The following is a 26029-nucleotide window of genomic DNA, read 5'->3' as shown; positions in this document are numbered from 1 at the left end:
TGGAGCGAAAATTAATAGGTCCTGAGCCTAGGCATCTTTAACCAATTATGACCGGATCCAGGCTCTCAAAATTTTTTTTCAAAAATAAAGCGGCTAAATGAGTGGTCTCCCGCAATAGTGGCGCTGATGGCCGTCGCTGCGTTCGCATTTTACTTAGGGCTCTATTCGGCACAGTCAGAAAATGCTGCGCTAAAAAGGGAGCTAGATCTTGCGACCGATGCAAAAGGTGCAGCAGAGATAATGTCATCCCTCATGACCTGAGCCCTTAAAACTCGTCCAAGAATGAGTAGAGTCTGTCAGGAAGTGCTCTGAGACCCAATTCTGGACCGCCGGAGATGAGAGCTTTCCGGCTTTTATCACGGTGACAGGCTGGTAACATCGCCGGGATAATGCAGTGAAATCGGGACCTTGTACCCGATTGCCGAATGAGGACGATCCTCGTTGTAGTGTCTACGCCAATTCTCCAACTTTTCACGGGCATCTGCAAGGCTCATGAACCAGTGGGTGTTCAGGCATTCCATCCGTAGCTGCTGTTAAAAGCCTCAATGAAGCCGTTATCCGTCGGTTTTCCAGGACGTGAGAAATCCAGTGTAACGCTATTTGCATAGGCCCAGAGATCGAGATCACGAGAGATAAATTCGCTGCCATTATCCACCCTGATCGTCTTTGGATAACCAGCTTGCTTGCATACTCTTTCGAGCGTCTGAACCACATCCTCACCCCGATAGGTAAACCGAGGGTCGGTAGCAGGACAATAGCGTGAATGGGTATCGACAACGGTCAGAATGCGTAACTTCGTTCCGGTGGCAAGCTGATCATGCACAAAATCCATCGCCCAGATGTCGTTTGGTCCGACTGCAATCTGCCGGTCCTCGCGCAGCTTGGCCTTGACCCGCCGCTTGGGATGCCTGTTTCTGAGTTGGAGGCCCAACTCTTTGTAAATTCGACGCGTTTTTTTCATGTTGATCACCCAACCTTCCCGGCGCAACAGGATGTGAACACGTCGATAGCCATAGCGAACACGCGCCTCGCAAATCTCCTTGATCCGTCTTTCGACGGCGGCCTGATCCGTCCGACAGGATTTGTAGTGATAGGTCGATGTGTCAAACGGCAAAACCTTGCAGGCCCGCCTGATTGATATTCCCCATTCCACCAACATCCCGTCGACCAGCTTGCGCTTCCAGGCAGGCCTTAAAGCTTTCGGCGAATAACATCCTGAAGCATTTCACGATCAAGTGTCAGGTCAGCCACAATCTTTTTCAGCCGATTATTCTCGTCTTCAAGAGCCTTCAGCCGGCGCATCTCGTCGGGCAACAAACCCGCATATTTCTTTTTCCAGTTGAAATATGTCGCCTGACTGATACCGGCCTTGCGACATATTTCCGCAACCGGCATGCCACTCTCGCCCTGTTTCAAAATAAACGCCTTCTGCGCGTCCGAAAAATTCGATGCTTTCATATCTTCCGCTCCTTTTTCCAACCAGAAATCTAGCGCGGAAAACTCCAATCAAAAACGATCCAGTTTAAAGGGCGCAGAGCACTGTTTGTAACTTGGCTCACCGGTTCCCAAACCGCTCAACCGCCGCATCCGATACAGGTTTAAACAGCGCGACAATCGTGCCTTCCGGGTCGCGGATCATGGCCGCACGGTTGCCCCAGGGCATCATTTTCGGTTCGTGGACGACGGTGACGCTGTCTTTGAGTTGATCAAACAGGGTATCCACATCATCCACCATCAGTTCGATGATGGCGGTGCGGTTGGCGGCGGGTTCGCAGCTGCCGGGCTGGAAAATGGCGACGGTTTCGACGCTGCCGATGGCAAGGGTGGCCGCCGGGGTGACGATTTCGGCGAATTGCGGGGCGAGCCAGTCGGCCTTTTGGCCCATCACCTTTTCATAAAAGGCGACCATCGCTTTGATGTCCCGGGCGATCAGGCGGGTGGAGGCGAATTTCATGTTTGTTTCTCGTGCTGGGCTGTTGCAGATATCGGGGATTGGGCCGGGGATGGGACCCGTCCATCATTCCTCTTTTCGCAGACTACTACTGACAGCCTTGTGACAGCAGTGATGTGCGAGGGGACACGAGAAGAGTTTTCGTGTTTGTCGATAAAGGCTGGTTTTGATAGGGGCGGGGCTGGCAGGGCGTTGCCGTGCCTTATCGCTGATATTTGACAAACGGGGTTAGCGTGCCGATGCGGTCATAAAGCTGGCGGGCGGTTGTGTTGAAATCCTGGGTCAACCAGTACACCGACGGGCAACCGGCGTCGTCTGCCAGTTTATAGGTCGCCTCGATCAGGGCACGGCCCAGGCCCAGCCCGCGTGCGTCGGGCGAGACAAAAAGATCCTGCAAATAGCACACATCCTCGATCCGCCAGTTATGGGCATGGAAAATGATATGCACGAGGCCCAGCAATTTGCCATCGTGTTCGGCGACAAGGGCGCGCTGTTGGGGGCGGGCCGGGTCGCACAGGCGGGCAAAGGTGGTATCGTAAATTTCCCGGCTGACGGAGGATTCGTAAAATTCCAGATAGCCGGTCCAAAGCGCGCGCCACTGGCTTTCATCTTCCGGGCGGAGCGGGCGGATCGTGGGGGCGGATCGCGTGCTGGCGATGTTGGCAGTGCTTGAGGTGTCGGCTGTGTTATCGGTCATGTCCTGGTTCCTGATCGAATATGGTCGATGTTTGGCCTGTCATAAGCGGCAAGTGGCCTGTGCCCAAGGGCCACTTTAAAAGACATGACCAGACCAATTGGGGTGCCTGCACAATCGAACCCCGGAACCGGGCAGGCTGATGGCGGTTGACGCGCCTGATCATAAAAGCTGCCGCCATTGACTTTTCCGGTGTTGCGCCGGGCAGGGCGCAGGGCAGTCGTTGGTCCTGGGGCATCCGGCGCAGGGCGTTGTTGTCTGATCTGGCAGTTTCAGGCGCGATCCTGCGGGTGATGATGCGGGGGCAGGGCATGGCTTGCGGCCAGCATGTCGGCCAGATTTCCCACTTCCTGTTCCAGTTTGTCTTCCGGCAGGCCGATGAAGCGGTTTTCCAGGCTAAGCGAGACAACACCGTGGATGGCGGCAAACAGGGTGCGGGCGCGGGCGGTAATGTCTTCCTGGGAGGCATCTGGCATGGCTGTTGCCAGGGGGGCTGCGATAAAACGGATCAAGGAGCTTTGTTCGTTCTGATGCCATTCCGGCGCGGGGGCATTGTTGGGCAATTGATGCTCGAACAGGGCGGACCATAAATTGTGGTTCTGTTGTGCGAAATGCAGATAAGCCAGCGATAGCCTGCGAAAAACGTGGCTATCCATATCCTCGGCAATTTGCGATTCTCTGAGCAAAACCTTTTCCATTTCATGGAGCGTATGTGAATTCACCGCCAGGATCAGGGCATCAATATCATTAAAAACCGTATAAAGTCCGCCCAGCGCACATCCTGCCTGTTTTGCAATGTCGCGTGCGCGCAAATTTGCCAGCCCCTGCTGTTCGATCAGGTTGCGCGCGCTTTCAACGAGGCGTTTTTTCAGGTTTTCGCGTTTTGATTCCTGCTTGTCGGCCATGTGGTTATGTCTCCTTTAATGAACACTGTTCAAAAAATTGTTGAACAGTGTTCATTTTTGCGTTATCCCTATTCTTGAACAACGTTCATACATGGAGACGGGATAATGTTCAAATCAATCATGACTCTTTTGCGCGGTCGTGCCTATGACGCCGAACAATCATTTGCCGATCGCAATGCCCTGCCCATTTTGGCGCAGCAAATCCGCGAGGCGGCCCGGGGCGTTGAGGCGGCGCGCAAGGCTGTGGCGCTTGCGATGGCACAGCACAAACTGGAAAAGGAAAATGGCGAAAAGCTTGCGGCGAAACGCGCAGCCCTTGAGGCACGGGCACTTGCCGCGATCGGGCAGGGGCAGGATGACCTTGCCGCAGAAGCCGCCCATTCGATTGCCTTTCTGGAAACCGAACTGGAAAATTCCCGCAAGGCCCAGGCCGAATTTGAAAGTGGAATTGCAAAACTGAAGGCCACCCTGCGCACAAGCGAACAGCGCCTGACCAGCCTGCAGCAGGGCGAAAAACTGGCCCTGGCCCGGGACAGGACACAGCGCCTGACCGATCAGGTCCCCGGCTATGACCTGGCAACACTTGATGATGCCGAGGCCACCCTGGAGCGGTTGCAAAGCCGCCAGCAGGAACGGGAACTGACCCGCGATGCCCTGATTTCCCTGCGCGAAAAGGACAGCCCCGCTGCGATTATTGAAAAACTGGCCAAAGCCGGGTGTGGCGCGCCGCTTGATATTACCGGAGAGGATGTGCTCCGGCGTTTGCGCCAAAAGGCCAAACCGGCCGATGAAACCCTTTGAACAGGAGAAAAGTCATGCGCGAGAATCTGATGAAACATTCCTCTGCCTGGGTCACGTTTTCTTATGTCAGCTTCGGTTTTTCGGCCTTTATGCTGATTATTGGCCTTTACATGATGCCGATTGACCTGTGGGGCAAAGGCTATTTGACGATGGGTATTTTGATGCTGGTGCAAACCACGGTGAATGTCACCAAAACCCTGCGCGATAACCAGGAAGCCGACAAGCTTATTCGCCGGGTCGATGATGCCCGCACCGAAAAGCTGATTTTGGGTATCAAAGGCGAAAGTGACTCCTGATCTTTTGCTGGTATTGTGCCTGTTATTACAACTATAGAAAGAATGCGTTGCGGCTTTCACGCCGGCCTCTCGCCCAACAGGGAGACATGTTATGCAAAATCATCTGATGCGCACGCGACAATTTGCGCCGTTATTCTGGACGCAGTTTTTGTCGGCCTTTAACGACAACTTTTTGAAAAACACGCTGGTGTTTCTCATTCTGTTCAACATGGCCGCATCCGAAGCGGGCGCGATGGTGACACTGGCTGGCGCCATTTTTATGGCACCGTTCCTGGTGCTTTCTGCCCTGGGCGGCGAGATGGCCGACAAGTTTGACAAGGCCGTGATGGCCGAAAAACTGAAAAAGGCCGAGGTCGGGGCCGCCTGTGTTGCAGTGGCCGGTTTTATCCTGTCATCCGTTGCGGTTTTGATGGTGGCGCTATTTTTGTTTGGCGTGATCTCGGCTTTGTTCGGGCCGGTGAAATACGGCATTTTGCCTGACCATCTGGAAGCCCGCGACCTGCCGCGCGCCAATGCCTGGGTCGAGGGCGGCACCTTTATCGCCATTCTGGGCGGCACCATTTGTGCCGGTATTGCCGCAACCGACGGCATTAATCCGTGGCTGTTTGGCCCGGCCATGATCGCGCTGGCGGTGGGGTGCTGGTTTATCAGCCGCTTTATTCCCAAAGGTGGCGCAAAGGCGCCGGGCCTGACGATTGATCGCAATATCCTGCGTTCCACCTGGCGGCTGGTCGCCGAATTGCGCCAGGACACCCGCATTTGGCGCACCGCGATGATGAGTGCCTGGTTCTGGCTGGTTGGCGCGATTATTCTTTCGCTGTTGCCGCCGATGGTGAAAAACCTGATGGGCGGGCCGGAAATTGTCGTGACTGCCTATCTGGCCGTTTTTGCCGTTGCCGTGGGCGTGGGCTCTGCCATTGCGGCCTGGATGTCGGCCGGGCGGATTGTGCTGCTGCCCGCCCCGGTGGGTACGGTCCTTATGGCCGCTTTTGGCCTTGATCTGGCCTGGAGCGTGGCCGGGGCCAGCACCAACCCGGAAACCGCCACCCTGCTGGCTTTCTTTGCCGAAGATTATACCATCCGTATTGCCATTGATCTGGCCGGGCTTGCCATTGCCGGGGCCTTTCTGGTGGTGCCGACATTTGCCGGTTTGCAGGCCTGGGCGCATGAAGACCACCGGGCCCGTGTTATTGCCGCGGCCAATGTGTTGGGCGCTGGTTTCATGACGGTCGGTGGCGGTCTGGTTGCCGCCCTTCAGGCGGCGGGCACGTCGATCCCGGTTCTGTTGCTGGGCCTTGCGATCCTTAATGCCATTGCCGCGTGGGTGATGCTGAAAACCCTGCCGACCAATGCCTTTCGCGATTTTATTTCCATCCTGTTCCGGGCCTTTTTGCGCCTGGAAGTAACCGGGTTGGAAAACATCAAAAAGGCCGGTCCGGCGCCGATTATCGCGCTGAATCATGTGTCCTTCCTCGATGGGGCGGTCGCCCTGGCCTTGACCGATGAAGAACCGGTTTTTGCCGTTGATTACACGATTGCCCAGGCATGGTGGGCGAAGCCGTTTTTGAAATTGTGCAACTTTTTGCCGCTGGACCCGTCCAAGCCGATGGCAACCCGCACCCTGATCAAGGCGGTCAATAAAGGGGATCCGCTGGTGATTTTCCCCGAAGGTCGCATCACTGTGACCGGGGGCCTGATGAAGGTATATGACGGGGCGGCAATGGTGGCCGACAAAACCGGCTCCAAGGTGGTGCCGGTACGCATTGACGGGCTGGAAAAAAGCTATTTTTCCCGCTTGAGCTCCAAACATGTGCGCCGTCGTTTGTTCCCCAAGGTCAAAGTCACCATTCTGGAGCCTGTTTCCCTGCCGGTGGAAGACGCGCTGAAAGGCCGCAAACGCCGCCTGGCGGCTGGGGCAGCACTCTATCAGGTGATGTCGATGATGCTGTTTCGCACAACCGATACGTCGCGCACGGTGCTGGAAAAGATCATTGAAACCGCAAATGACCGTGGTTTTGGCGAACTTGCCACCCAGGACCCGGTGATCGGCGATTTTTCCTATCGCAAATTGTTAACCGGTGTTGCCGTGCTGGCCGATAAATTCAAAACCCGGTTTCCGGACGAGAAAAATCTGGGCCTGTTATTGCCCAATGCCAATGGTTCGGTGGCGACCATTCTGGGCGTGATGTCGGCAGGCAAGGTGCCGGCGATGCTGAATTTCACGGCGGGCTCGGCCAATATTATCTCGGCCTGCAAGGCGGCGGAAATTCGCACCGTGCTGACCTCGCGCCAGTTTGTTGAACAGGCAAAACTGGAGCCGGTTCTGGACGCGCTGGCAAAACAGGTCCATATCGTCTGGCTTGATGATCTGCGTGAAACGGTTACATCCTTTGACAAAATCAGGGGCTTTGTGCGCAAGACAAAGCCGCTGGTAAAACGCAAGGCCGATGATCCGGCGGTGATCCTGTTTACCTCCGGCTCGGAGGGGACACCCAAAGGCGTTGTGTTAACGCACCAGAATGTGCTGTCCAATGTGGCGCAGGCCGCCTCGCGCATCGATTTCAATTCGCAGGACAAGGTGTTTAACATTCTGCCGGTGTTCCATTCCTTTGGGCTGACGGCAGGCACCATTTTGCCGCTGACATCGGGTGTGCCGGTTTATTTCTATCCCTCGCCGTTGCATTATCGTGTTGTGCCGGAGCTTGTTTATGGCTCCAACGCGACGATCATTTTTGGCACCGATACGTTTCTCAACGGCTATGCCCGCACCGCACATCCCTATGATTTCCGCTCCATCCGCTATTGTTTTGCCGGGGCGGAACCGGTGAAGCCGACCACGCGGGCGGCCTATATGGAAAAATTCGGGGTGCGTATTCTGGAAGGCTATGGCGTGACCGAAGCCGCCCCGGTAATTGCCCTTAATACGCCGATGTTTAACAAGGCCGGTACGGTGGGCAAAATCATGCCGGGCATGGAATATCGCCTGGACGAGGTGCCCGGTGTGGATGAAGGTGGCCGTCTTTATGTGCGCGGGGCCAATGTGATGGCGGGGTATTTGCGCGCCGAAAACCCCGGTCAGCTTGAGACCCTGCCCGAGGGCTGGCACGATACCGGCGATGTTGTGAAAGTCGATGAGGAGGGCTTTGTCACCATTCTGGGCCGCGCCAAACGGTTTGCCAAAATTGGCGGCGAAATGGTGTCGCTGGCTGCTGTTGAATCCCTTGCCGGTGCGTTGTGGCCGTCCAACCTGTCGGTGGTGGTTTCCATTCCGGATGAACGCAAGGGCGAACGCCTGATCATGTTGACCGATGCCGAACAGGCCACCCGCAAGGATTTTATGACCTTTGCCAAGCAAAAAGGTGCGATGGAAATCATGGTGCCTGCCGAGATCCGGGTTGGCAAGGTGCCGGTTTTGGGCAGCGGCAAGGTTGATTTTGTTGCGGCCAAGCAGATGATCGAGAAGGGCGAGGAAAGCGCCTCGGCCGCGTAAACAGCCATTTAAACAGCACAACAAACAGGGCCGACCGGTTGTTTATCGGGCGGCCCTTTTTTTGTTGTGCCGGGTGTGTGTTTTGTGCGGGCGGGTTTATGCGGGTGTTTCTACCTGTGGCAAATAGTCGCCATACCCTTCGGCCTCCATATCGTCGCGATGGACAAAACGCAGAGATGCCGAATTGATGCAGTAGCGCAAACCACCCTGCTCCTGAGGACCATCGGGAAAGACATGGCCCAAATGGCTGTCGCCGTGGGCAGAGCGGACTTCGGTGCGGATCATGCCATGCGATACATCGCGCAATTCGCTGACATGGACCGGGTCAATCGGCTTGGTAAAGCTGGGCCAGCCACAATGGCTGTCGAACTTGTCGCTGGAGGCAAAAAGCGGTTCACCCGAAACAATATCCACATAAATGCCCGGTTCACGATGATCAAGATATTTGCCGGTTCCCGGGCGTTCGGTGCCGTTTTCCTGGGTGACGTAATATTCTTCCGGGCTCAGGCGGGCGATGGCATCGGGGTCTTTGCGATAGCGGGTCATGGCATTTCCTGTGCTGTGTTCGGTTATGGCCGCAATATAGGCGGCGGTTCCCATTTTTCCATCCCCACCCGGATGGCAGCGGTTGGTCGCCGGGCAGGCGAAAGGGGCTTAAGCCAGGAAATGCAGCAATTGGGATGCGACGCACAAAATGCCAAATAGGCCGACAAAATAGGCAATCGAGCGAATGCCCGCCACCGAAATGCCCGCGCAATAGGTGATGGAATGGGTCAACCTGCCGATCAGAAACAGCACGGCCCCAAGCTCGGTGACAAAATTTGACATTCCGGCAATGCGTGCCACCAGAATAACGATGGCAAAGGGCAACAGATTTTCAAGATGGTTTTGATGGGCACGCAGGCCGCGTGCGGCAGCCCCCCGGCGTTCGGGCAGGTTTTCGCGGTTGCCAGCCAGGGCCTTGCCACCAACCTGTTTGCCATAGTGCCAGTTATAAAAGAACGGGAAAAACAGGCCGAGAATGGTGCAAATCACCAAAATCCATAATTCCAGTGTCACGATATATCCTTTCTCGCAAGAAGCCGTATGGGGTGAAGAACAAGGGTGTTTTGACGTTTTCCTGTGAAGGATACGGATAAAACCCGCTCTCCGATGATATAACGTTTCACAAATGCAGATGTTTTGCATCGGGACAAATATAAACGGCGTTACGCCCGGGTAACGCCGTTTATATGTCAAAAGGCGGCAACAGGGGCCGCGACCGTCAGAAAGTATGGTTTATGTATGTGACTGTGCCGTCATGGCGTCCCATGCCTTTTGCAGGCGGTCAGAGGCTTCGCGAAAGCGCGTGCGTTTTGCGTCGCTGATATTGCCCTGGCTGTCTTTGATGTCATTCCAGGCGGCATTCATATCGTCCCAGGCCTGGACAACTTCGCTGGGCAGGGCTTCGATGCCGGTGTCATTGTTGGTGCAATAGCCGGTCAGGCCAAATTCCCAGTCCTGGAATTCGCGCTGGATTTTGGCGTGTTCGGGAAGATGTCTCATTGTTCCATGCTCCTTGGCAAAGGGATGCCATCGATCTTGTTTTGTGAAACTGACCCGGAAAAATGGCGTGACAATGCGCTGAGAAGGCAATTGCAGGGCATTTTTCCCAATTGTGATGCGCCCCAAAAGCCGCCCCAAAAAGAAAAAGGCACCCCGGGGGAAGGGTGCCAAAAGTCTGCGCAGGGGGACGCAGGGAGGAAATCAGTTTCCGGACATCCGGGCTTTACCGTTTTTTATATTATGCCAGGGCCTTCTGCAGTCGCTCAAATGCGCTGCTTTTATATGTTATGGCTCGTGTTCTGAAAGCAGAACGTTGGCATTGGCACGTGGTTCCCGCAAGAATGGAAATTATTTAAAAAAATCTTCGCCACACTTGAAGCCTGCCGGAGACAGGTTATTTTAACCCGGTTCGCCGCGATGCGATCCTGTCTTTTGTGTCGGCCCCTGTGCGTCCTCTGCTTGTGGTGTGCGACTTTTTCTGACAACCGGAGCCATGCAATGTCCAGCCCGTCCGTCTCGCGGGGCGATGCCCCCGATATGTCCCCTGTGTCCTCTGCCCCAACCGCCTCGCCGGGCGCAAAACCGGTATCGGGCTGGCTGATTTTTTTTCTGGCAACCGCCTGTGGGCTGATTGTTGCCAATCTGTATTATTCCCAGCCCCTGGTCGGGCCGATTAGTACGGAACTGGGTTTGTCCAAACAGGCGGCAGGGCTGATTGTGACCATGACCCAGGTTGGCTATGGCATCGGTCTTTTGCTGATCGTGCCGCTGGGCGACCTTTTTGAAAACCGCCGTCTGATCATGACGGTGATTGCATTGGGCGGGCTGGCAATGCTGGTCTCGGGGGTGGCAACATCGCCCGTTATGTTTTTGGCATCCGCGCTGCTTGTCGGTATCGGCTCGGTTGCGGTGCAAATTCTCGTACCTTTGGCAGCCCATCTTGCCAGTGACGCCAACCGGGGCCGGGTCGTCGGCAATGTCATGAGCGGGCTTATGGTCGGCATTATGCTCTCGCGTCCGGTTGCCAGTTTTATGACCGAACTGACAGAATGGCGGGTGGTATTTTTTGCCTCTGCCATCATCATGGTTGTGTTGATTGTGGCCGTGCGGCTGGTGTTGCCGGTTCGGCGCCCGACGGCGCGCACGCATTATTTTGACCTGCTGCGCAGTATGGCGGCACTGATGGTATCAAGCCGCGTTTTGCGGCGTCGGGCCCTGTATCAGGCCTCTTTGTTTGCAGCTTTCAGCCTGTTCTGGACGACGGTGCCCCTGTTGCTGGCCGGGCCGGATTTTAACATGTCGCAAGGGGATATCGCCCTGTTCGCCCTGGCCGGGGCGGCCGGGGCCATTGCCGCGCCCATTGGCGGGCGCATGGCCGATCGCGGCTGGATCCGTCCGGCAACGGCAATTGCAATGGCATCGGTGCCCTGTGCCCTGATGCTCACACATCTGGGCACAATGGGCAGCAGCTTTTCCCTGGTGGTGCTGGTGGCCGGGGCGGTGATCCTCGATTTTGGTCTGACCTGTAACATGGTGCTGGGGCAGCGGGCGATTTTCTCGCTCGGCGCTGCCTATCGCAACCGTATTAATGGTGTGTATATGGCGACCTTTTTTGCCGCCGGGGCGGTGGGCTCGGCCGTTGGGGGCTGGGCCTATGCGCATGGAGGCTGGATGTGGGCAACAGCTATTGGCATGATGTTCCCGGCCCTGGGGCTGCTGTATTATTTGGGTGAATATGTCCGGCCGCTGGAACTGCCCGGCAATGATTAAGGCATCCTGCTTTCTAATCCGCCTGCGGGATACCATTGCTGCCACAATGGCGTGATGCTTCGCAGGCATTTGACAGGGTCTGTTTAATGCTGGCTTGCCAGTCAATGCCGCTACAGCCCGCCAGCATTGGGGGGAGGGCTGTTATCAGCAATAATGTGCAGGCAAACCTGGCAATGCGGTGGGGCAATTTGGGCATCCTTTGCAGCACGCGACTTATATATCATATATATCATGCCAGGTTTGGTCCGCCAAAACCGTGGCTGTGGGGCGTTGGCGATGATCACGTTATCGCGATGGTGGAAAAGCGAATTTTATAACATGCCTTGTTTTGCGCCGTCATACGTGGAAAATAAGGGTCATGGCAAACAGCAAAAATGCACACAGGCAGATGACCGCACCGTTACAGGATGATGATGCAAGGCGCGAAGGCCGCCCCGAAGGTGATGCACAATCCCCCGGCAGCGACGCGCATCAACAGACCGATGACCCGGATGTGGCAAAGCGTTTGGGCCTGAGCCCGTCGCAGGGCGCGGCGGTATTGCGCGATGCCTCCAGTGTGATTGGTCAAAAACTGTCATTGCCTGATATTGAGGCGGCGGCGCGTATTTTTGCCCTGTTGGGGGATGCAGGCCGCCTGCAACTGGTGCTGCGTTGCATGGAACGCCCGCAAACCGTTAGCGAACTGGCCGAGGCCGCCGGTATGTCACAGTCGCTGACCAGCCATCATTTGCGGCATTTGCGTGACCAGCGCATTCTGGCCTCCGAACGGCACGGACGGCATATTTTTTACACCATTGATGATGACCATATTTCCGGTGTTGTGCAGGACGTTTTTGCCCACGTCACCCACGATTAAACCTGTCTTCCTGTCCTGATTTCCGGCCTTGTGTAACATCAAAATGTCCGTGGTTTGATCAAACATTCAAATGGTCGTTTGAATGTGACTTGACTCAGACATATGAATTGTTATTTGTATATTACATATGAATTTTAATTTGAATGTTGCGAGGCGCAAAATGTCGCTGACCATCAATTGGCGCGATTATGCAGAGCTGGAAGCGTGCTCCCGCTGCCGTGATTTTGTGGTGCAGGGATTGCGCAAGGACCTTGCCGACCACGAAATTGAGGCCAGCGAGCGTGAACTTCATATTGCCGGTGAAACGGGTGCGGGGGTACGCGAACAGGTTGAAAACAGCCTGCGTGCCCGCAATACGGCCATTCATCATCGCCACTGGGCTGTGGCCGGGATGGATTGTGGCTCCTGCGTTGCCAAAATCGAAAAGGCCCTGCAACGGCGTGAAGAAGTGGATTGTGTTGATGTTTCGATGATGCGCGAAACCGTGATGCTCGGTTTGCAGAATGACCGGCCGCAAACCCGCGAGGATATATCCAAAACTCTGGGGAAATTGGGCTATCGCGCGACCGAACATGACGGGCGCGGTGCGGCACAGGGCAAGTCTGCCTGCTGCGGTGGGTGTGGTGATGCGGATGCTACTGCATCGGACCATGATGCTGCTGGCGATGATCATGCTTCTTATAACAATGCCTCCCACGATCATGCGCATGGTTTGCCCCACAGTCACGGTGGTGGCCTGCCGCTGATGCGCCGTTTTGCGCCCTGGCCGCAGGCCGGGGACGAAATTGCCTGGGCGGCGATTTGCCTGCTGATGGGCTGGGCGGTTGGGGCCTTTGTGCCAGTTGCCGAGCCATATGCCCTGTCGGCAGGGGCGATATTGGCCGCCTTGCCGGTGATGAAGCGGGCCTTGCAATTGGCCTTGAACGGGGCGCTGTTTTCGATTGAATTTTTAATGTCGGTTGCCGTGATCGGGGCCGTTGCCATTGGCGACCCGCTGGAGGCAGGCATGGTCGTGCTATTATTTGCCATTGGCGAAAGCCTGGAAGGGGTGGCCGCCGGGCAGGCCCGCAACGGGGTGAAATCGCTGTTAAAATTATCGCCGGAAAAAGCGCGTCGGATTGCATCGGATGGCACGCGCCAGGAAGTGCATCCTTCGGCATTGGCGGTGGATGACAGTGTCGAGGTCCGGCCCGGAGAGCGCATTCCCGCCGATGGGGTGCTGTCACGCGGGCAGGCCGATATTGATAATAGTCATCTTACCGGTGAATCCGTGCCTGTGGCGTGCGAGGAAGGCAGCGAGGTCTTTGCCGGGGCCATTGTTACCGACCGCCCGATTGAGGTGAAAGTTACCCGCGCAGCGGGGCAGACCATGCTGGACCGGGTTATTCAACTGGTCGAGGAAAGCGAAAAACACAAAGCCCCGGTGGAGCGTTTTGTCGCCCGTTTTGCCCGCATTTATACGCCCATCATTATGGGTATGGCGGCCCTCACGGTTCTTGTGCCGCCATTACTGTTCGGGCTGGCTTGGCAGGAATGGATTTACCGTGGCCTGGCTCTGCTGTTGATTGGTTGCCCCTGTGCGCTGGTTATTTCCACCCCGGCGGCGGTGACATCGGCGCTGGCGCGGGCGGCCCGCATTGGCCTGTTGGTCAAGGGCGGGGCGGCGTTGGAAACCATTGGCGCGGTGCGTAAAATCGCCTTTGATAAAACCGGCACCCTGACGGCGGGCAAACCCGCCCTGGTCGGCATCGCCACCTTTGGTGCGCAAACGGAAGATGAGGTCTTGGCGATTGCCGCGGCACTGGAAAATGTTACCTCTCACCCGCTGGCGCGCGCCGTGGTTAGTGCGGCGGAGGAACGTAACCTGACGCTGCCAGAGCTTGCCGATGGCCGCACCATTGCCGGGGCAGGGGTGGAAGGCCGGGTGGAGGGTGCGTATTATCAGGTTGGTGCGCCCAAACGGCTGAAAATTGACTGTGATGATGCCGTAACCGACTGGATGAATCGTGAGGAGGACGAGGGCAGCACCGCCATTGCCGTGATACGCGATGATATTGTGATTGGTGCCCTGGCCCTGCGCGATGTGCCGCGCGAAGATGCCCGCAAGGGCCTTGAAATGCTGAACAAACTGGGTGTAGACCCGGTGATGCTGACGGGCGATGCCAAACGGGTGGCACAACGCCTGGCGGCCGATCTTGGCATGTCCTATCGTGCCGAATTGCTGCCGGAGGATAAATTGAATGCCCTAAAGGAGCTGGGCACGGACGGGCAGACAGATGACAGGCGCACAACCGTGGCAATGGTGGGTGATGGCATTAATGATGCCCCGGCCTTGAAGGCGGCCGATATTGGTATTGCCATTGGCGGCGGGACTGATATTGCCCTTGAGGCCGCCGATGCAGTGATCGTTAAATCCCGCCTTACCGATGTTGCCGTTTTGGTCAAATTGTCGCGGCAGGCTCGGCGGGTGATTCGCGAAAATATTGGTCTGGCATTGGGCCTGAAGGGGATATTTCTGATCACCAGTATTTTGGGCATGACCGGCCTGTGGGTTGCCGTTTTGGCCGATACCGGGGCCACCGTGCTGGTAACGCTTAATTCCCTGCGTCTGTTATGGGGCCGCAAGGAAAGCTGACTGTGCATTTGCAGGTTTGGGCGATGATCCGGGTATCTTTTTGATGCGGTAAAAACGGAAGTGGCGGCAACCGTTTCCCGCATCGGTTACCGCCACTGTTCCACCTTGAGAGGCCTGCGGGGAGAGAGGACCCGCAGGACAGGACAAGCCTTTTTGGGGACAAATGCGAATCGGTTTCATTCGCGGGCTGTGTCTGGAGTGTTTATACGCAAGCCGATTGCTGGACGCAAGTGAAAATCGTTATCAATTGCAGAAAAAATTTGGATTGCTTTGTCCCCTGACGTGACTGCCTTGATCCAGTAGGAATGGATTGATTTTAAGTTGTTGATATAAATATCATTTTTTGGAAAAATAAAAGGCCGCAACTTTCATCGCGACCTTTTTGCAAGACAAAGCTTTTCACCGGTCAGATGGCAATGCGCCGCAAATGGTTGTCCCATTTGAGCGATTTAAGCGAATCGTCGGGAAGCTCTTCGCGTTTGCGGTTCAGGGCATCCATGCGCCAGCCATCGCCTAGCCCGCTGGTGCCGACAAATTCGCCCTTGCGGTCGGTCGCGGCCAGGCCACAGCCATCGGGGGCGGCAATGTTGGTCAGGAATGTGTGGTTGTGTGCATCCCAAAAGGTGATTACACCCCCGCGCGGACAGGAAATGGCAAAGACCGAGCCAGACGCGTCAAACCGCACACTGCCGCAATATTGGCGCATGCGGTATTGCACGTTGTCGGGCGCTTCCAGGGCGTGAAGGTCGGTTTTGCCGGGTTTCCAAACGCCAACCAGCGGCACTTCGTCATTTAACCCGCCATGATATTGAAAACCGGTGGCAATGGTGCCGTCGCGTGCGACATCGATATGGCGGATGGAAAGTTTGTGCCAGTCGTCTTTTAGCCGGGTTTGATACAGTTTTTCACCGGTTTTGCGGTCAATCACCGTCAGGTTCGGGGCCATTGTATCGATATTCAGCGGCGTTCTGCCGTCAAAATCGGGATGGGTTTTAAGGCCGCCATTGGCAATGGCAATGCTTTCGCCGTCGGGCAGCAAATGCAGTTCGTGCGGCCCCATGCCATAGCTGTCAAATTCGGCAACCCGTTTGTACCCGTTTTGCGCATCCCACACCGAAACAACCCCACGGGCATTTTCAAAATCATTTTCGGTGATATAGAGGTAACGGCCGTCATTTGAATAAATCGAATGACCATAAAACCGCCGGTCTTCGGGGCTTTTTAAGGTGGCGCGGACCTCGCCTGTATGACGGTTGAGGATCAGGGCATAAAGGCCCGGGCGGCGTTCAACCGCGGCAACATCGACATGGTTGGGGCGCAGGCCAATATCATGTCCCCGGCCCGGCAGTGGTTGCTCATACAAAATTTTGCCCGTGGCATTAAACGCGCTGACGTAAAAATCGTCATGATTACCTGCACTGGCGCTGATATAAACCGCGCGGTCTTCGGGGGCTGTAACATCGGCCGCCGCACGGGCAAACCCGGCAGGCAGGAAGGTAATGGCCCCACCAAGGCCGATCAGGCGCAAAACATCGCGGCGCCCGAAATTGAAATCAGTCTCCGTCAAGGGCATTGAAACCTCCTCCCAGTTCGGTGTGGCCGCCAATGTCGTTTTCAACCAGCATCACCCCGTAGGCAACCTGGTTTTCCAGATCCTGAATTTTCTCATACCCGTCGGGTTTGGCCAAAACCGCCACCATTGAATCGGGCAGGGCGTTGCTGGCGTCGCGAATTTGCTGCCAGTTCAGCCGGAAGGATTTATCCAGCAGGCTATCCGCCCCGATCAGGGCGACCATGCCCTTGCCGCTTTCCCCGGCCCCGTTCAGTTCGCCATCATAAATGGCAAAAAGCGATTTCAGGTTATGGGAAATATTGCGCAGTGACCGTTCCGAACGCCAGCTTTCGGCGCGTTTGGCATTGGCATCATCCGGCCCTTCGCCCAGCGGACGGGCCAGTTTCTGGCTGATAATAATTAACATGCCTTCATGCAGGGCACGGTAAAGGTCGGTCGCGGCAAATTTGGATGTCGGGTAATCCATGCTTTTGGGCCCGGCATTCATCATGGCATCGGCAAAGGCGGGCCATTCGGCCACCAGTTCGCCGGTCAGTTTTTCCAGATTGGCCGAAATCGCCACGCCATACTGGCACAGATAGGCCCCGTCCTTGCTGGCAGCCAGAATTTCGTCTGCCAGCTTCGGGTTGAACAAGACTTCCTCAAGGGCGGGAAAACCCTGCAGGGCGGCACTGGCCTCGCCGATTTTTTCCGGGTTGGTATAAAGCGGCGGCTTGTTGCGCAGCAATAAGCGGAACTGGCGGGCTGCAGTGCCGTGTTTGTCGGGCCAGTATTCAATCAACTGGTCGCGACCTTCGGCCATCATCGGGCCCATCCGCCAGGGCTGGACTTCCTGCCAGCGATCCATCGCGGTATGAAAACCCTCGCGCATTTTATCCAGCCCGCTTTGGTCCGGTTTTTTGCAAAATGCCGGCATGTCGTCAGCCAGCGACGACGTTGCCGTATGCAGGGCATCAAGCTGCGGGGGCATCACGTTGGAGAGCAGATGCACAATAACATCGTGATACTGTTCATCGGGCAGGTCGGCTTGCGCGGGTGGTGCGGCCAGAAGCCCGGTGGTGATGGTCACGATCATCCCGGCGAGCACCCGGCGCGGCCCGGTTTTCAAAAGCGGCATGATACCCCCTAAAGCGATTTTAAAAATGTGATCAGTTTGTTGCGGTCGGTTTTCGGCAGGGCAATGACGGCATCGCGCGCGTTTTGCGCTTCGCCGCCATGCCATAAAACGGCTTCGAGAATGGTATTGGCCCGTCCGTCATGCAGGAAACCGGCGCGGGAATCAATTTCCTTTGTCCGTCCCAGACCCCACAGGGGCGGGGTGCGCCATTCCGAACCAGTTGCCAGGGCTTCGGGGCGGTGGTCGGCCAGGCCGTCGCCCATATCATGCAACAACAGGTCGCTATAAGGCCAGATCAACTGCCCGGAAAGCTCCGGCTGCTGATCGTTGACCGGAAGCTGATAGCTGGCGCGATGACAGCTTGCACAGCCAATATCGTTAAAGACCTGCCGGCCTGCCAGAATATCGGGGGCATTGGCATTGGCGCGCATCGGTGGGGCCAAATGGCGCGTATAATACAGGATCAGGTCGGTAATCGTGCCGTGGGCTTCAAGGTTGTCATATTGCGGATCGTTGCCGTTTGGCGCAGCACGGCACAGGGTTTGTGCCGGGGTGCAATCACCCGCACCCTCGGGATAGAGGGGGGTGGACAGGCCAACGTCGAACTGCATGGCATTCTGGTTTTGCTGGTCCAGGGTGGGCATGCCCGCCTTCCAGCCAAACCGGCCCAGATCGACCTTTTGTGTCGCAATATTCCACACCCGGTTTGCCTTGCCTGAAATGCCATCGCCATTGGCGTCATCCGGGTCGGCCTGCGCGGTGATCATATCTTCGGGGATGGCTTCGAGCAGGCCAAGGCCGATCAGTTGCGGGGCAATGCGCGGTGAAATCATCAATCCGTCATGCAGCGGGCCATAGGCCAGTTCATCAAACGCGTAGTCGGGTTTGCGCAAAGTGATGGTTTCGCCGTCCGCCAACCTAATGGTCTGGTCCTGATATGTTACCAGAACGCGCCCCTCGGCCGGGATGCCGGGAACCGACAGTTCCTGAAACTGGTTGCCATAGACGGGGTCGGGAATGGAATTGACCCTGCCACTGGCAAGATGGGCACGGTCGGTTTCATTTTGGGGCGGGATGGACAGCCGAAGCAGCATGGCAACAGAAGCACGGTCCGTATCGTTTTGCGGATCCAGTGCGTGGCCGCGCCCATTGCGCACATGACAGCCAATACAGGAGCGCGAGTTGTAAAGCGGTCCCAGCCCGTCGGTGGTGTGGGTTTTGGTGGGGGCGGCGACCCACATGCGTTGAAAAAGCGCCTCGCCCAGTTTGAAATCCATCCTTTTTTCAAAGGCCATATTGGCCGACGGATGGGTAAAGGCGGAACGGCCGGTTTTTTTGAGCCAGGTTGTTGTACCACCGGGATAGGCATCGTCGGGCAGCGCACCGGGCTGTGAGGGGGAATTGGCAAAGGCGGGCAGGTTTAACCCCAGGCCAGCACCCAGAACCAAAATCGAAAGGCAGGACGCACGCAAAGACCGGCGGCGAAAGGCGGAAAAACGGGGCAGCAACATTGCGGGAAACTTTATGCCATGAAAAACCAAACCGGCCTGTTGATTGGGGCAGGGGCCACATTGGCGCCGATACCCGAACGAAAGGGCCGGAAACGGAGAACGCGGCGAAGGAAAAACCCTCGCCGCGCGGCAGATCAGACAATCTGTCGTGTTAATCAGACAAAGCCTGATCAGTTCACCGCAGAAGGATTGTCAAGGCTGTCCGATCCTTCAAAGCTGATGCCCTGAAGGCCGATAGCGGAAACGATGCGTTCGATCGATTTGGTTTGATCGACCAGGGCATCAACAAATTTCTGCACGGCCGCATTGCCTTCGTCATTGCCAGCGGCAATCATCTGGTCAAAATGTTCGCCATTATTGGCGCGATCGACCATTGCCTGACCGGCCGCAACCGAAGCGGCCAGCTTGGCTTTGATTTCCTTGTCCAGATCGGCATCATTCGCGGCGACCAGATCAGACAGGGACGGCCCCTCGACAACGCTGCCATCGGTGCGGGTATATTTGCCGAGATAGACATTCTGGATACCCAGCGCGTCATAATAGTGCGAATTGTGGGTATTGTCCGAGAAGCAGTCATGGCTTTCTTCCGGATCATGCAAAAGCAGGCCCAGCTTGGTGCGCTCGCCGCCCAGTTCGCCATAGGAAAGCGAACCCATGCCGGTAATTTCGGCGGTCAGCCCGACCGAACCATTGCCTTCCATGACATGTTCGCGGGCTTCACCCCCGTCATCCCACTGTTCGGCCATCCAGGTCAGGTCCGAAACCAGCAGGTCGCTTGCGGCCTTGAGATATTCCCCGCGACGGTCGCAATTGCCATGTGTGCAGGCATCACCCTTGGCATAGTCGGTCCAGGGGCGGTCGCCAGCGCCCGGGCCGGTTCCATTCAAATCCTGCCCCCACAGCAGAAATTCAATGGCGTGATAGCCCGTGGCAACGTTGGCTTCAACGCCGTCAAGTTCATGCAGTTTTTCCAAAAGATCGGCATCAATAGTGGACGCATCAATGGTTTCACTGCCGATTTTCAGTTCCTTGTTGGCAATGACATTGGCGGTATAGGCCGGGTTTTCTTCGTTTTCGCTGCCATAAAGGTCGCCATCGACATAATCGATCAGCCCTTCATCCAGCGGCCAGGCATTAACCTTGCCTTCCCAGTCATCCACAATCGGGTTGCCGAAACGGTAAACTTCGGTCTGCTGATAGGATGGACGCGAAGCAATCCAGGCGGCACGCGCCTTTTTCAGGGTTTCTTCCGATGGATTGGCAATCAGGTCGTCGATGGCAGCGTCAAGCGTTTTAGCCGTCGATACCGCATCGCTGTACCCCGCATGGGCGATGTCGGCATAATTTTTCATGATGGCTTCGGCATCCGGCGCGGCATGGGCCAACGGTGCCCCAAGCACCCCCATAACGGCCGCTGTGCCAAGGATTTTTGAAAATTTCATAGGAATATCTGTCCGTCCCTGTGTGTAGAACAAGCGTCTCGCCGTGATATTGTTACTGCTTGTGAGAATGATTTTCAACAAATCAATTGCGTATGAAAATCACAATCGTCTGCATTTGCGATAGTCACCAAATCGTGTGCAGCGCAACACGGCCGGTTGCGGCAAAATGGATAGACGGGGTATAGGAGATTACGGGTCGATATTTTGGCCCGTGAAACCGATGTTCCATTTAAGAAGACCCTATAAATGTAACGAGGCACGGGATGCACGGCGAGAACGCACAAAAGATCAAAATCAGGCAATGGGATTTTCCGGTGCGCCTGTTTCACTGGGCGCTGGTTGTTGCCATTGCAACGGCGTGGTGGACCAACCAGGAAGCCATCATCAATATTCACGAGCTGGCCGGTTACACGGTTCTGACGCTGGTTTTGTTCCGGATTGTCTGGGGTATTGTTGGCAGTTCAAATGCGCGGTTCAAATCGTTTGTCAAAGGGCCGTTTGCCGCCCTGTCCTATTTGCGCAAACTTCCCAAGGGCAGCGAGGAGGAACTCGCCTATACCGGGCATAATCCGGCGGGCGGTTTGATGGTGATTGTGCTGCTTGTGCTGGTTGCGGTGCAGGCCGTTACCGGGCTGTTTGCCAGCGAAAACACGTTTCTGTTTTTTGACGGGCCGCTGGTTAAATATGTGCCGTCCGGTTTTGCCGATACCATGAACTATATTCATCATGTGAATATCAATCTGATTTATATCGCCGTTGGCCTGCATGTGACGGCGGCAATCGGTTATTTGTTCCTGAAGAACGAAAATCTGATTGGCCCGATGATTACGGGCTCGCGCAAGGTTCCTGCCAGTATTGCGGCACGGTTTGCCACGATCAAATTCAAATCAGCCTGGTTGGGAGTTTTGATATTGGTTGTTTGTGGTGCCGTGGTTGCCGGGATTATTACGCTCGCACGGGCGGGCTGATTTTTTGTGATCCGGATCCGGGCCTGAAAATAAAGGCGGGATGCCATCGCATCCCGCCTTTTGTCTGACATTGTGACTGTCAGCCCCGTTTGATGCGGGACTAAATTATTTGCTGCGGTAATCGTCGTGGCAGCCTTTGCAGGATTTGCCCATTTCAGCCATGATCGGCCCCATTGCCGCTTTGTCACCCGCGACGTCGGCCAGCTTCAGGGCATTTTCTTCCAGTTTGGGGAAATGACCGGCAAAATCATCCCAATTGGCCCAGATGTCGGCTTTGGCCTCGGTTTTTTCGGTTGCGGCAGGTGTTTCCGGTTTGAAAACGTCATGGCCGGTTGACGCCGAATAGGCGATGCCTTCGGCCAGAAGATGGACAACTCCCTTGGGCAGGTTGCATTCGCCTTTCATGTAACAGCCCAGCGTGCCCATCGCACCACCGAGGCCAGCCATCATATGCTGGCGGCTTTGCACGGCAGCATTGTCTCCGGCCTCATCGGCCTGTGCCGGCACGGCAGCGGCGGAGACACCAAGCGTCGCGGTCAGAAGGGCGATTTTGACAAAGCGTTTCATTATTCTCAATCTCTCTTGCGGAACGGTGAAAAGGTGTTGCTTGTTTTATGGAGTATTGCCTGAACGTCCTGTGAAGGCTTAGTGTCCCAGCAGCGGACAAAATAATGGAATCACAACACCGTGAGGACATCCGCATTGTTCTAAATTTGGCGATAAGGAAACGCCTGAATGTCGTCCACCGGCTTACATACTGCGACTGTCCGGGGAAATGCCCCACATCTTTCCGGACTTGACCGTGCCCGTGCCCTGATCCGTGACTGGGAGTTGCACAAGGCTTATATCAATGGTGAGTGGCGTCGCGCCGATTCTGGCGAAACGATAGAGGTGACTGATCCGGCCACGGGCAAGCTTTTGGCCGATGTCGCCTTTATGCGCACCAGCGAAGCGCGCCGGGCGATTGATGCCGCATCCGATGCTTTCCCGGCCTGGGCGGGTGAACTGGCGAAAACCCGTGCGACGGTTTTGCGGCGCTGGCGCGATCTGATGGAAGAATATCTGGAGGATCTGGCCTGCCTGATTACCGCCGAGCAGGGAAAACCCATTGATCAGGCAAGGCGCGAGGTGATTGGCGCGATCGCCTATGCCGAATGGTATGGCGAGGAAGCAAGGCGCGCTTATGGGCAAACCATGCCCGGAAACCAGGCCGACCGGCGTGTTGTCATTCAAAAGCAGCCGGTGGGCGTGGTGGCGGCAATTACGCCGTGGAATTTTCCCTTAACAATGGTGGTGCGCAAATGCTCCCCCGCCCTGGCGGCTGGATGCAGTGTGGTTGTCAAACCCGCCGAGGATACACCACTTTGTGCGCTGGCGGTTGCCAAACTGGCGGAAATGGCAGGTTTCCCCAAAGGTGTGTTTAATGTGGTAACGGGGAATCCGGTGCCGATTGCCCAGGCCCTGACGGATGATTTTCGGGTCAGGATGCTATCCTTTACCGGCTCGACTGCGGTGGGCAAGCGCCTGATTGTGCAATGTGCCGATACTGTCAAAAAAACCGCGATGGAACTGGGCGGCAATGCACCCTTTATTGTGATGGATGATGCCCGGCTGGACGATGCGGTGGCTGGGGCGATGATTTCCAAATACCGCAATAGCGGGCAAACCTGTGTGTGCGCCAACCGCATTTTTGTGCAAAGCGGTGTGTATGACGCGTTTGTCGAAAAATTTATTGCCGCGACCCGGGCCTTGAAGGTCGGTAACGGGTTTGACGCCACAAGCGAGATTGGCCCGCTGATCAACAGCCGGGCCGTGGCAAAAGTCGAGCGCCTGTTGGGTGATGCCAAAAGACGTGGCGGCGTGTTTCACGACGGGGCCGATATTCCCGCCGAGGGGTACTTTGTGCGGCCAACCGTGATTACCGATTTGCCGACGGATGCAAACTGTTTTGAAGAAGAGCTTTTCGCCCCGGTCGCGCCGATCTATCGGTTCGAGAGCGAGGCCGACGCCATCTCGCTTGCCAACAGTGTCAGGGGTGGGCTGTCTTCCTATCTTTACAGCCGCGATATTGGCCGTATCCATCGTATTGCCGAGCGCCTGCAAACCGGTGTGGTTGGCATCAATGATGGTACGACATCCCATGAAGGGGCGCCGTTTGGTGGTGTCAAGGAAAGCGGGCATGGCCGTGAAGGGGGGCATTGGGGGCTCGATGAATATCTTGAGGTGAAATATCTCAATATTGCCCTTACCTGAAGTCTATAAAGCCATGCAAAATTAAACAGGATCGTTTCGGCGATTCTGTTTTTTGCGATTCGTGGTCAATTTGTTGGCGAATTGTGAAAAATTGGCTTTTTTGACCCCCGAAAATGGGGTGTTTTTCAAAACTGTGATTGTCCTGTATCTCTTTTGTATCAAAGGATACAGCAGGTTTGCCGTCAGTGCGGGAAAGGCCTGTTTGGGATGCCTGATTATCGCGCAAAAAATAATGAACAAGATGAATGTCTTATTTGTCATGAGACAAAAATGGAAATTTGCATGGCGAAAATGGGTTTGAGCCAGGTCAACCTATGCAGGAAATACATGGGTGGGCTGAAAAAACTGATCTCGTTGTTGGGCGCGTTCTCAACTACATGGGGTTCAGAACAAAACGATATCGCAATCGGGGTATTTTCGCCCCTGTCTTAGAAAGGATAAAGCCATGCGTCGTAACGAAGGATATGATCTCGTCGCGTTGCACCGTGAAGCCGAAAAACTGCGCGCACAGACCATGCGCAAGGGCTTCCTGGCACTGGTGCGCATGATTGCCAGCCTGTTTGGCAACAAGGGCGTTCCGCATGGTGGACATCACGCTGGCGTATAATATGACCCGGCCCTCCAGACGACGAAACGACCTGACGACTGATTTGTAAACACCCTTGTATCTTATGATGCAGGGGTGTTTTGCTTTTGGGACTTCCCTGCTTGCCTTTGCCGCAAGGGCACGCCATTCTGCGCCAAATTCATGCTTTTGATCCGGGAGGTCCGATGAAACTGGCGCATTACGCCTTTGGCGACGAAAACCGTGAAAATGGGACGCTGGTGATATTGCATGGCCTGTTTGGTCAGGCCCGCAACTGGACGGCGATTGCCCGGCGTCTGGCTGAAAAATATCATGTCGTAACGGCGGACTTGCGCAATCACGGGCGCTCTGGCTGGGATATGGACATGACGTACCTGGCAATGGCATCCGACATTGCCGAACTGATCCGCGATATTGATAACGGCCCCGTGCATCTGATTGGTCATTCGATGGGGGGCAAGGCATCGATGACGCTGGCCTTGTCGGACGATGCCGGTTTGATTGCCGATCTGGTGGTGGTGGATATTGCCCCCTTGCCCTATCAGCATGATTATAACGGTTATATCAAGGCCATGCGGGCGGTGGATTTTGATAGCATTTCCCGGCGGGCCGAGGTGGAAGACGCCCTGGCAAGCGAAATTTCCGAAAAGGGCATTCGCCAGTTTCTGGCGCAAAATGTGGTGACGGACAAAGACAGCGGCAAAATGTCCTGGCAGGTCAATATTGATGCGATGGCCGCGCATCTGGAGGATATTACCGGCTGGCATAATGACGATGGCGCGCAATATCAGGGCGATACCCTGTTTATTGCCGGGGCGAATTCGTCTTATGTCGATATGGAAAGACGCGACGATATCAAGGCACTGTTTCCCAAGGCATCCTTTACCAGTATTAAAAATGCCGGGCACTGGGTCCATGCCGAAAAACCCGATGCCGTTTTGATGACGTTATCGGCGTTTTTAAACCGCTAACCTTTTAACATTCAGAACAGGCCCTGCCATGAGCGACGATTTCCCCGCAGCCTGGACCCGGTTTGAAGCCGATCATGTTCGTCTTGATGGCGTCGATTGCCTGTCGGACAACTGGTACCATCTTTATCGGGTGCGCTTTGCCTTGAAACGCCGTGATGGCGAATGGCAGGAACAGACGCGCGAGGCCTATGAGCGGGGCAATGGCGCGGGCATCCTGCTGTATAACCGGCGCACGCGCAGCATTATCCTGACCCGCCAGTTCCGGATGCCAAGTTTTGTCAATGGCAACGAAACCGGCATGTTGATCGAGGTTCCCGCCGGTGTGTTGGACGACCGTGCCCCCAATGCTGCCATCATTGCCGAGGTCGAGGAAGAAACCGGTTATAAAATTGGCAAGCCCCGCGAAGTGTTTGACGTGTTCATGAGCCCCGGATCGGTCACCGAAAGGCTGTACCTGTTTGTCGCCGAGATCACCAGCGATCATTTGCAGGGTGAAGGGGGCGGCAAATATGACGAGGGCGAAGATATCAGCGTGCTGGAAACGCCCTTTGAGGAGGCGATTGCCATGATCGCCGATGGTCGCATTCGCGATGCCAAGACCATCATGCTGATCCAGTATGCCCAGCTTCATTGTCTGTTTGATACAGCCGCGCCGTAATCGTTCG

At 55.8% G+C, this 26029-nt stretch carries 22 protein-coding genes and 1 pseudogene; 11 read left to right on the top strand and 12 right to left on the bottom strand.

Going from position 1 to position 26029, the window contains the following annotated elements; genetic code table 11:
* Positions 1–356 precede the first annotated feature (356 nt).
* The 4 genes and pseudogenes from TH25_RS19030 to TH25_RS19010 all read right to left on the bottom strand — a co-directional run bounded on the left by TH25_RS19030 (position 357) and on the right by TH25_RS19010 (position 3550).
* Positions 357–1458: pseudogene (locus TH25_RS19030) on the bottom strand (IS3 family transposase).
* Positions 1459–1555: 97 nt separating this feature from the next.
* Complete coding sequence (locus tag TH25_RS19025; protein WP_114089870.1) at positions 1556–1954, bottom strand: VOC family protein; 399 nt, start codon at positions 1952–1954, stop codon at positions 1556–1558.
* 199 nt (positions 1955–2153) lie between these two features.
* Positions 2154–2648: a GNAT family N-acetyltransferase gene (locus TH25_RS19020; protein WP_114089869.1), complete on the bottom strand. Its 495-nt coding sequence runs from the start codon at positions 2646–2648 to the stop codon at positions 2154–2156.
* Positions 2649–2917: 269 nt separating this feature from the next.
* Positions 2918–3550, bottom strand: coding sequence for a TetR/AcrR family transcriptional regulator (locus TH25_RS19010; protein WP_114089867.1), 633 nt, complete (start codon positions 3548–3550; stop codon positions 2918–2920).
* 105 nt (positions 3551–3655) lie between these two features.
* On the opposite strand from TH25_RS19010, the gene TH25_RS19005 reads away from it, so the two are divergent.
* The 3 genes from TH25_RS19005 to TH25_RS18995 all read left to right on the top strand — a co-directional run bounded on the left by TH25_RS19005 (position 3656) and on the right by TH25_RS18995 (position 8137).
* Positions 3656–4351 (top strand): PspA/IM30 family protein, encoded by a 696-nt coding sequence (locus tag TH25_RS19005; protein WP_114089866.1) that lies wholly within the window; start codon positions 3656–3658, stop codon positions 4349–4351.
* A gap of 14 nt (positions 4352–4365) precedes the next feature.
* Positions 4366–4647 (top strand): YiaA/YiaB family inner membrane protein, encoded by a 282-nt coding sequence (locus TH25_RS19000; protein ID WP_114089865.1) that lies wholly within the window; start codon positions 4366–4368, stop codon positions 4645–4647.
* Positions 4648–4738: 91 nt separating this feature from the next.
* Complete coding sequence (locus TH25_RS18995; protein WP_114089864.1) at positions 4739–8137, top strand: acyl-[ACP]--phospholipid O-acyltransferase; 3399 nt, start codon at positions 4739–4741, stop codon at positions 8135–8137.
* A gap of 96 nt (positions 8138–8233) precedes the next feature.
* Here the strand turns inward: TH25_RS18995 and msrB are convergent, their stop codons facing one another.
* From msrB to TH25_RS18980, 3 genes are all read right to left on the bottom strand, one after another.
* Complete coding sequence (gene msrB / locus TH25_RS18990; RefSeq protein WP_114089884.1) at positions 8234–8683, bottom strand: peptide-methionine (R)-S-oxide reductase MsrB; 450 nt, start codon at positions 8681–8683, stop codon at positions 8234–8236.
* Between the two features lie 108 nt (positions 8684–8791).
* Positions 8792–9196: an MAPEG family protein gene (locus TH25_RS18985; RefSeq protein WP_114089863.1), complete on the bottom strand. Its 405-nt coding sequence runs from the start codon at positions 9194–9196 to the stop codon at positions 8792–8794.
* Between the two features lie 219 nt (positions 9197–9415).
* Positions 9416–9682, bottom strand: coding sequence for a hypothetical protein (locus TH25_RS18980; RefSeq protein ID WP_114089862.1), 267 nt, complete (start codon positions 9680–9682; stop codon positions 9416–9418).
* 498 nt (positions 9683–10180) lie between these two features.
* Between TH25_RS18980 and TH25_RS18970 the strand changes: the two genes are divergently transcribed.
* The 3 genes from TH25_RS18970 to TH25_RS18960 all read left to right on the top strand — a co-directional run bounded on the left by TH25_RS18970 (position 10181) and on the right by TH25_RS18960 (position 14943).
* Positions 10181–11452 carry an MFS transporter gene (locus tag TH25_RS18970; RefSeq protein WP_220151458.1) on the top strand — a complete coding sequence of 424 codons (1272 nt, stop codon included), beginning with the start codon at positions 10181–10183 and terminating at the stop codon, positions 11450–11452.
* A 358-nt stretch (positions 11453–11810) separates the two neighbouring features.
* Positions 11811–12308: an ArsR/SmtB family transcription factor gene (locus TH25_RS18965; RefSeq protein WP_258549225.1), complete on the top strand. Its 498-nt coding sequence runs from the start codon at positions 11811–11813 to the stop codon at positions 12306–12308.
* A 160-nt stretch (positions 12309–12468) separates the two neighbouring features.
* On the top strand, positions 12469–14943 hold the full coding sequence (locus tag TH25_RS18960; RefSeq protein ID WP_114089881.1) for a heavy metal translocating P-type ATPase: 2475 nt from the start codon (positions 12469–12471) through the stop codon (positions 14941–14943).
* A 406-nt stretch (positions 14944–15349) separates the two neighbouring features.
* On the opposite strand, the gene TH25_RS18955 is transcribed toward TH25_RS18960, so the two are convergent.
* The 4 genes from TH25_RS18955 to TH25_RS18940 form a co-directional block, all read right to left on the bottom strand.
* A complete protein-coding gene (locus tag TH25_RS18955) occupies positions 15350–16516 on the bottom strand; it encodes a DUF1513 domain-containing protein (RefSeq protein WP_114089860.1) in 1167 nt (388 codons plus the stop codon).
* Entirely contained in the window at positions 16497–17633 is a 1137-nt protein-coding gene (locus TH25_RS18950; RefSeq protein WP_114089859.1) for an imelysin family protein, read from the bottom strand. Before TH25_RS18950 ends, TH25_RS18955 begins: the two co-directional genes overlap by 20 nt.
* Before the next feature lie 8 nt (positions 17634–17641).
* Positions 17642–19144, bottom strand: coding sequence for a di-heme oxidoreductase family protein (locus TH25_RS18945; protein WP_114089858.1), 1503 nt, complete (start codon positions 19142–19144; stop codon positions 17642–17644).
* 170 nt (positions 19145–19314) lie between these two features.
* Positions 19315–20586, bottom strand: coding sequence for an imelysin family protein (locus TH25_RS18940; protein ID WP_114089857.1), 1272 nt, complete (start codon positions 20584–20586; stop codon positions 19315–19317).
* Between the two features lie 263 nt (positions 20587–20849).
* Between TH25_RS18940 and TH25_RS18935 the strand changes: the two genes are divergently transcribed.
* Positions 20850–21554, top strand: a complete 705-nt coding sequence (locus tag TH25_RS18935; RefSeq protein WP_114089856.1) for a cytochrome b/b6 domain-containing protein — start codon at positions 20850–20852, stop codon at positions 21552–21554.
* Positions 21555–21659: 105 nt separating this feature from the next.
* On the opposite strand, the gene TH25_RS18930 is transcribed toward TH25_RS18935, so the two are convergent.
* Positions 21660–22121, bottom strand: coding sequence for a c-type cytochrome (locus TH25_RS18930; RefSeq protein WP_114089855.1), 462 nt, complete (start codon positions 22119–22121; stop codon positions 21660–21662).
* Positions 22122–22289: 168 nt separating this feature from the next.
* Here TH25_RS18930 and TH25_RS18925 point away from each other — a divergent pair, with 168 nt between their 5' ends.
* From TH25_RS18925 to TH25_RS18910, 4 genes are all read left to right on the top strand, one after another.
* Complete coding sequence (locus TH25_RS18925) at positions 22290–23807, top strand: NAD-dependent succinate-semialdehyde dehydrogenase (RefSeq protein WP_114089854.1); 1518 nt, start codon at positions 22290–22292, stop codon at positions 23805–23807.
* 445 nt (positions 23808–24252) lie between these two features.
* Positions 24253–24414 (top strand): RSP_7527 family protein, encoded by a 162-nt coding sequence (locus tag TH25_RS25105; protein WP_181847708.1) that lies wholly within the window; start codon positions 24253–24255, stop codon positions 24412–24414.
* Between the two features lie 164 nt (positions 24415–24578).
* On the top strand, positions 24579–25364 hold the full coding sequence (locus tag TH25_RS18915; RefSeq protein WP_114089852.1) for an alpha/beta fold hydrolase: 786 nt from the start codon (positions 24579–24581) through the stop codon (positions 25362–25364).
* Between the two features lie 28 nt (positions 25365–25392).
* Positions 25393–26022, top strand: a complete 630-nt coding sequence (locus tag TH25_RS18910; RefSeq protein ID WP_114089851.1) for an NUDIX domain-containing protein — start codon at positions 25393–25395, stop codon at positions 26020–26022.
* Positions 26023–26029: the final 7 nt, after the last annotated feature.

This window comes from Thalassospira profundimaris (assembly GCF_003326755.1).
Lineage (GTDB): Bacteria > Pseudomonadota > Alphaproteobacteria > Rhodospirillales > Thalassospiraceae > Thalassospira > Thalassospira profundimaris_B.
The sequence above is the reverse complement of the archived record's forward strand: the minus strand, read 5'-3'. Positions and strand labels throughout refer to the sequence as shown.

Excerpts from the sequence above, each read along its gene's own strand:
- TH25_RS18935 (WP_114089856.1), top strand. The coding sequence starts at position 20,850 with ATGCACGGCGAGAACGCACAAAAGATCAAAATCAGGCAATGGGATTTT.
- msrB (WP_114089884.1), bottom strand. The coding sequence starts at position 8,683 with ATGACCCGCTATCGCAAAGACCCCGATGCCATCGCCCGCCTGAGCCCG.
- TH25_RS19020 (WP_114089869.1), bottom strand. The coding sequence starts at position 2,648 with ATGACCGATAACACAGCCGACACCTCAAGCACTGCCAACATCGCCAGC.
- TH25_RS18965 (WP_258549225.1), top strand. The coding sequence starts at position 11,811 with ATGGCAAACAGCAAAAATGCACACAGGCAGATGACCGCACCGTTACAG.
- TH25_RS25105 (WP_181847708.1), top strand. The coding sequence starts at position 24,253 with ATGCGTCGTAACGAAGGATATGATCTCGTCGCGTTGCACCGTGAAGCC.
- TH25_RS18910 (WP_114089851.1), top strand. The coding sequence starts at position 25,393 with ATGAGCGACGATTTCCCCGCAGCCTGGACCCGGTTTGAAGCCGATCAT.
- TH25_RS19000 (WP_114089865.1), top strand. The coding sequence starts at position 4,366 with ATGCGCGAGAATCTGATGAAACATTCCTCTGCCTGGGTCACGTTTTCT.
- TH25_RS19010 (WP_114089867.1), bottom strand. The coding sequence starts at position 3,550 with ATGGCCGACAAGCAGGAATCAAAACGCGAAAACCTGAAAAAACGCCTC.
- TH25_RS18970 (WP_220151458.1), top strand. The coding sequence starts at position 10,181 with ATGTCCAGCCCGTCCGTCTCGCGGGGCGATGCCCCCGATATGTCCCCT.
- TH25_RS18950 (WP_114089859.1), bottom strand. The coding sequence starts at position 17,633 with ATGCCGCTTTTGAAAACCGGGCCGCGCCGGGTGCTCGCCGGGATGATC.
- TH25_RS18915 (WP_114089852.1), top strand. The coding sequence starts at position 24,579 with ATGAAACTGGCGCATTACGCCTTTGGCGACGAAAACCGTGAAAATGGG.
- TH25_RS18945 (WP_114089858.1), bottom strand. The coding sequence starts at position 19,144 with ATGTTGCTGCCCCGTTTTTCCGCCTTTCGCCGCCGGTCTTTGCGTGCG.
- TH25_RS19025 (WP_114089870.1), bottom strand. The coding sequence starts at position 1,954 with ATGAAATTCGCCTCCACCCGCCTGATCGCCCGGGACATCAAAGCGATG.
- TH25_RS18940 (WP_114089857.1), bottom strand. The coding sequence starts at position 20,586 with ATGAAATTTTCAAAAATCCTTGGCACAGCGGCCGTTATGGGGGTGCTT.
- TH25_RS18925 (WP_114089854.1), top strand. The coding sequence starts at position 22,290 with ATGTCGTCCACCGGCTTACATACTGCGACTGTCCGGGGAAATGCCCCA.
- TH25_RS18960 (WP_114089881.1), top strand. The coding sequence starts at position 12,469 with ATGTCGCTGACCATCAATTGGCGCGATTATGCAGAGCTGGAAGCGTGC.
- TH25_RS18955 (WP_114089860.1), bottom strand. The coding sequence starts at position 16,516 with ATGCCCTTGACGGAGACTGATTTCAATTTCGGGCGCCGCGATGTTTTG.
- TH25_RS19005 (WP_114089866.1), top strand. The coding sequence starts at position 3,656 with ATGTTCAAATCAATCATGACTCTTTTGCGCGGTCGTGCCTATGACGCC.
- TH25_RS18980 (WP_114089862.1), bottom strand. The coding sequence starts at position 9,682 with ATGAGACATCTTCCCGAACACGCCAAAATCCAGCGCGAATTCCAGGAC.
- TH25_RS18995 (WP_114089864.1), top strand. The coding sequence starts at position 4,739 with ATGCAAAATCATCTGATGCGCACGCGACAATTTGCGCCGTTATTCTGG.
- TH25_RS18930 (WP_114089855.1), bottom strand. The coding sequence starts at position 22,121 with ATGAAACGCTTTGTCAAAATCGCCCTTCTGACCGCGACGCTTGGTGTC.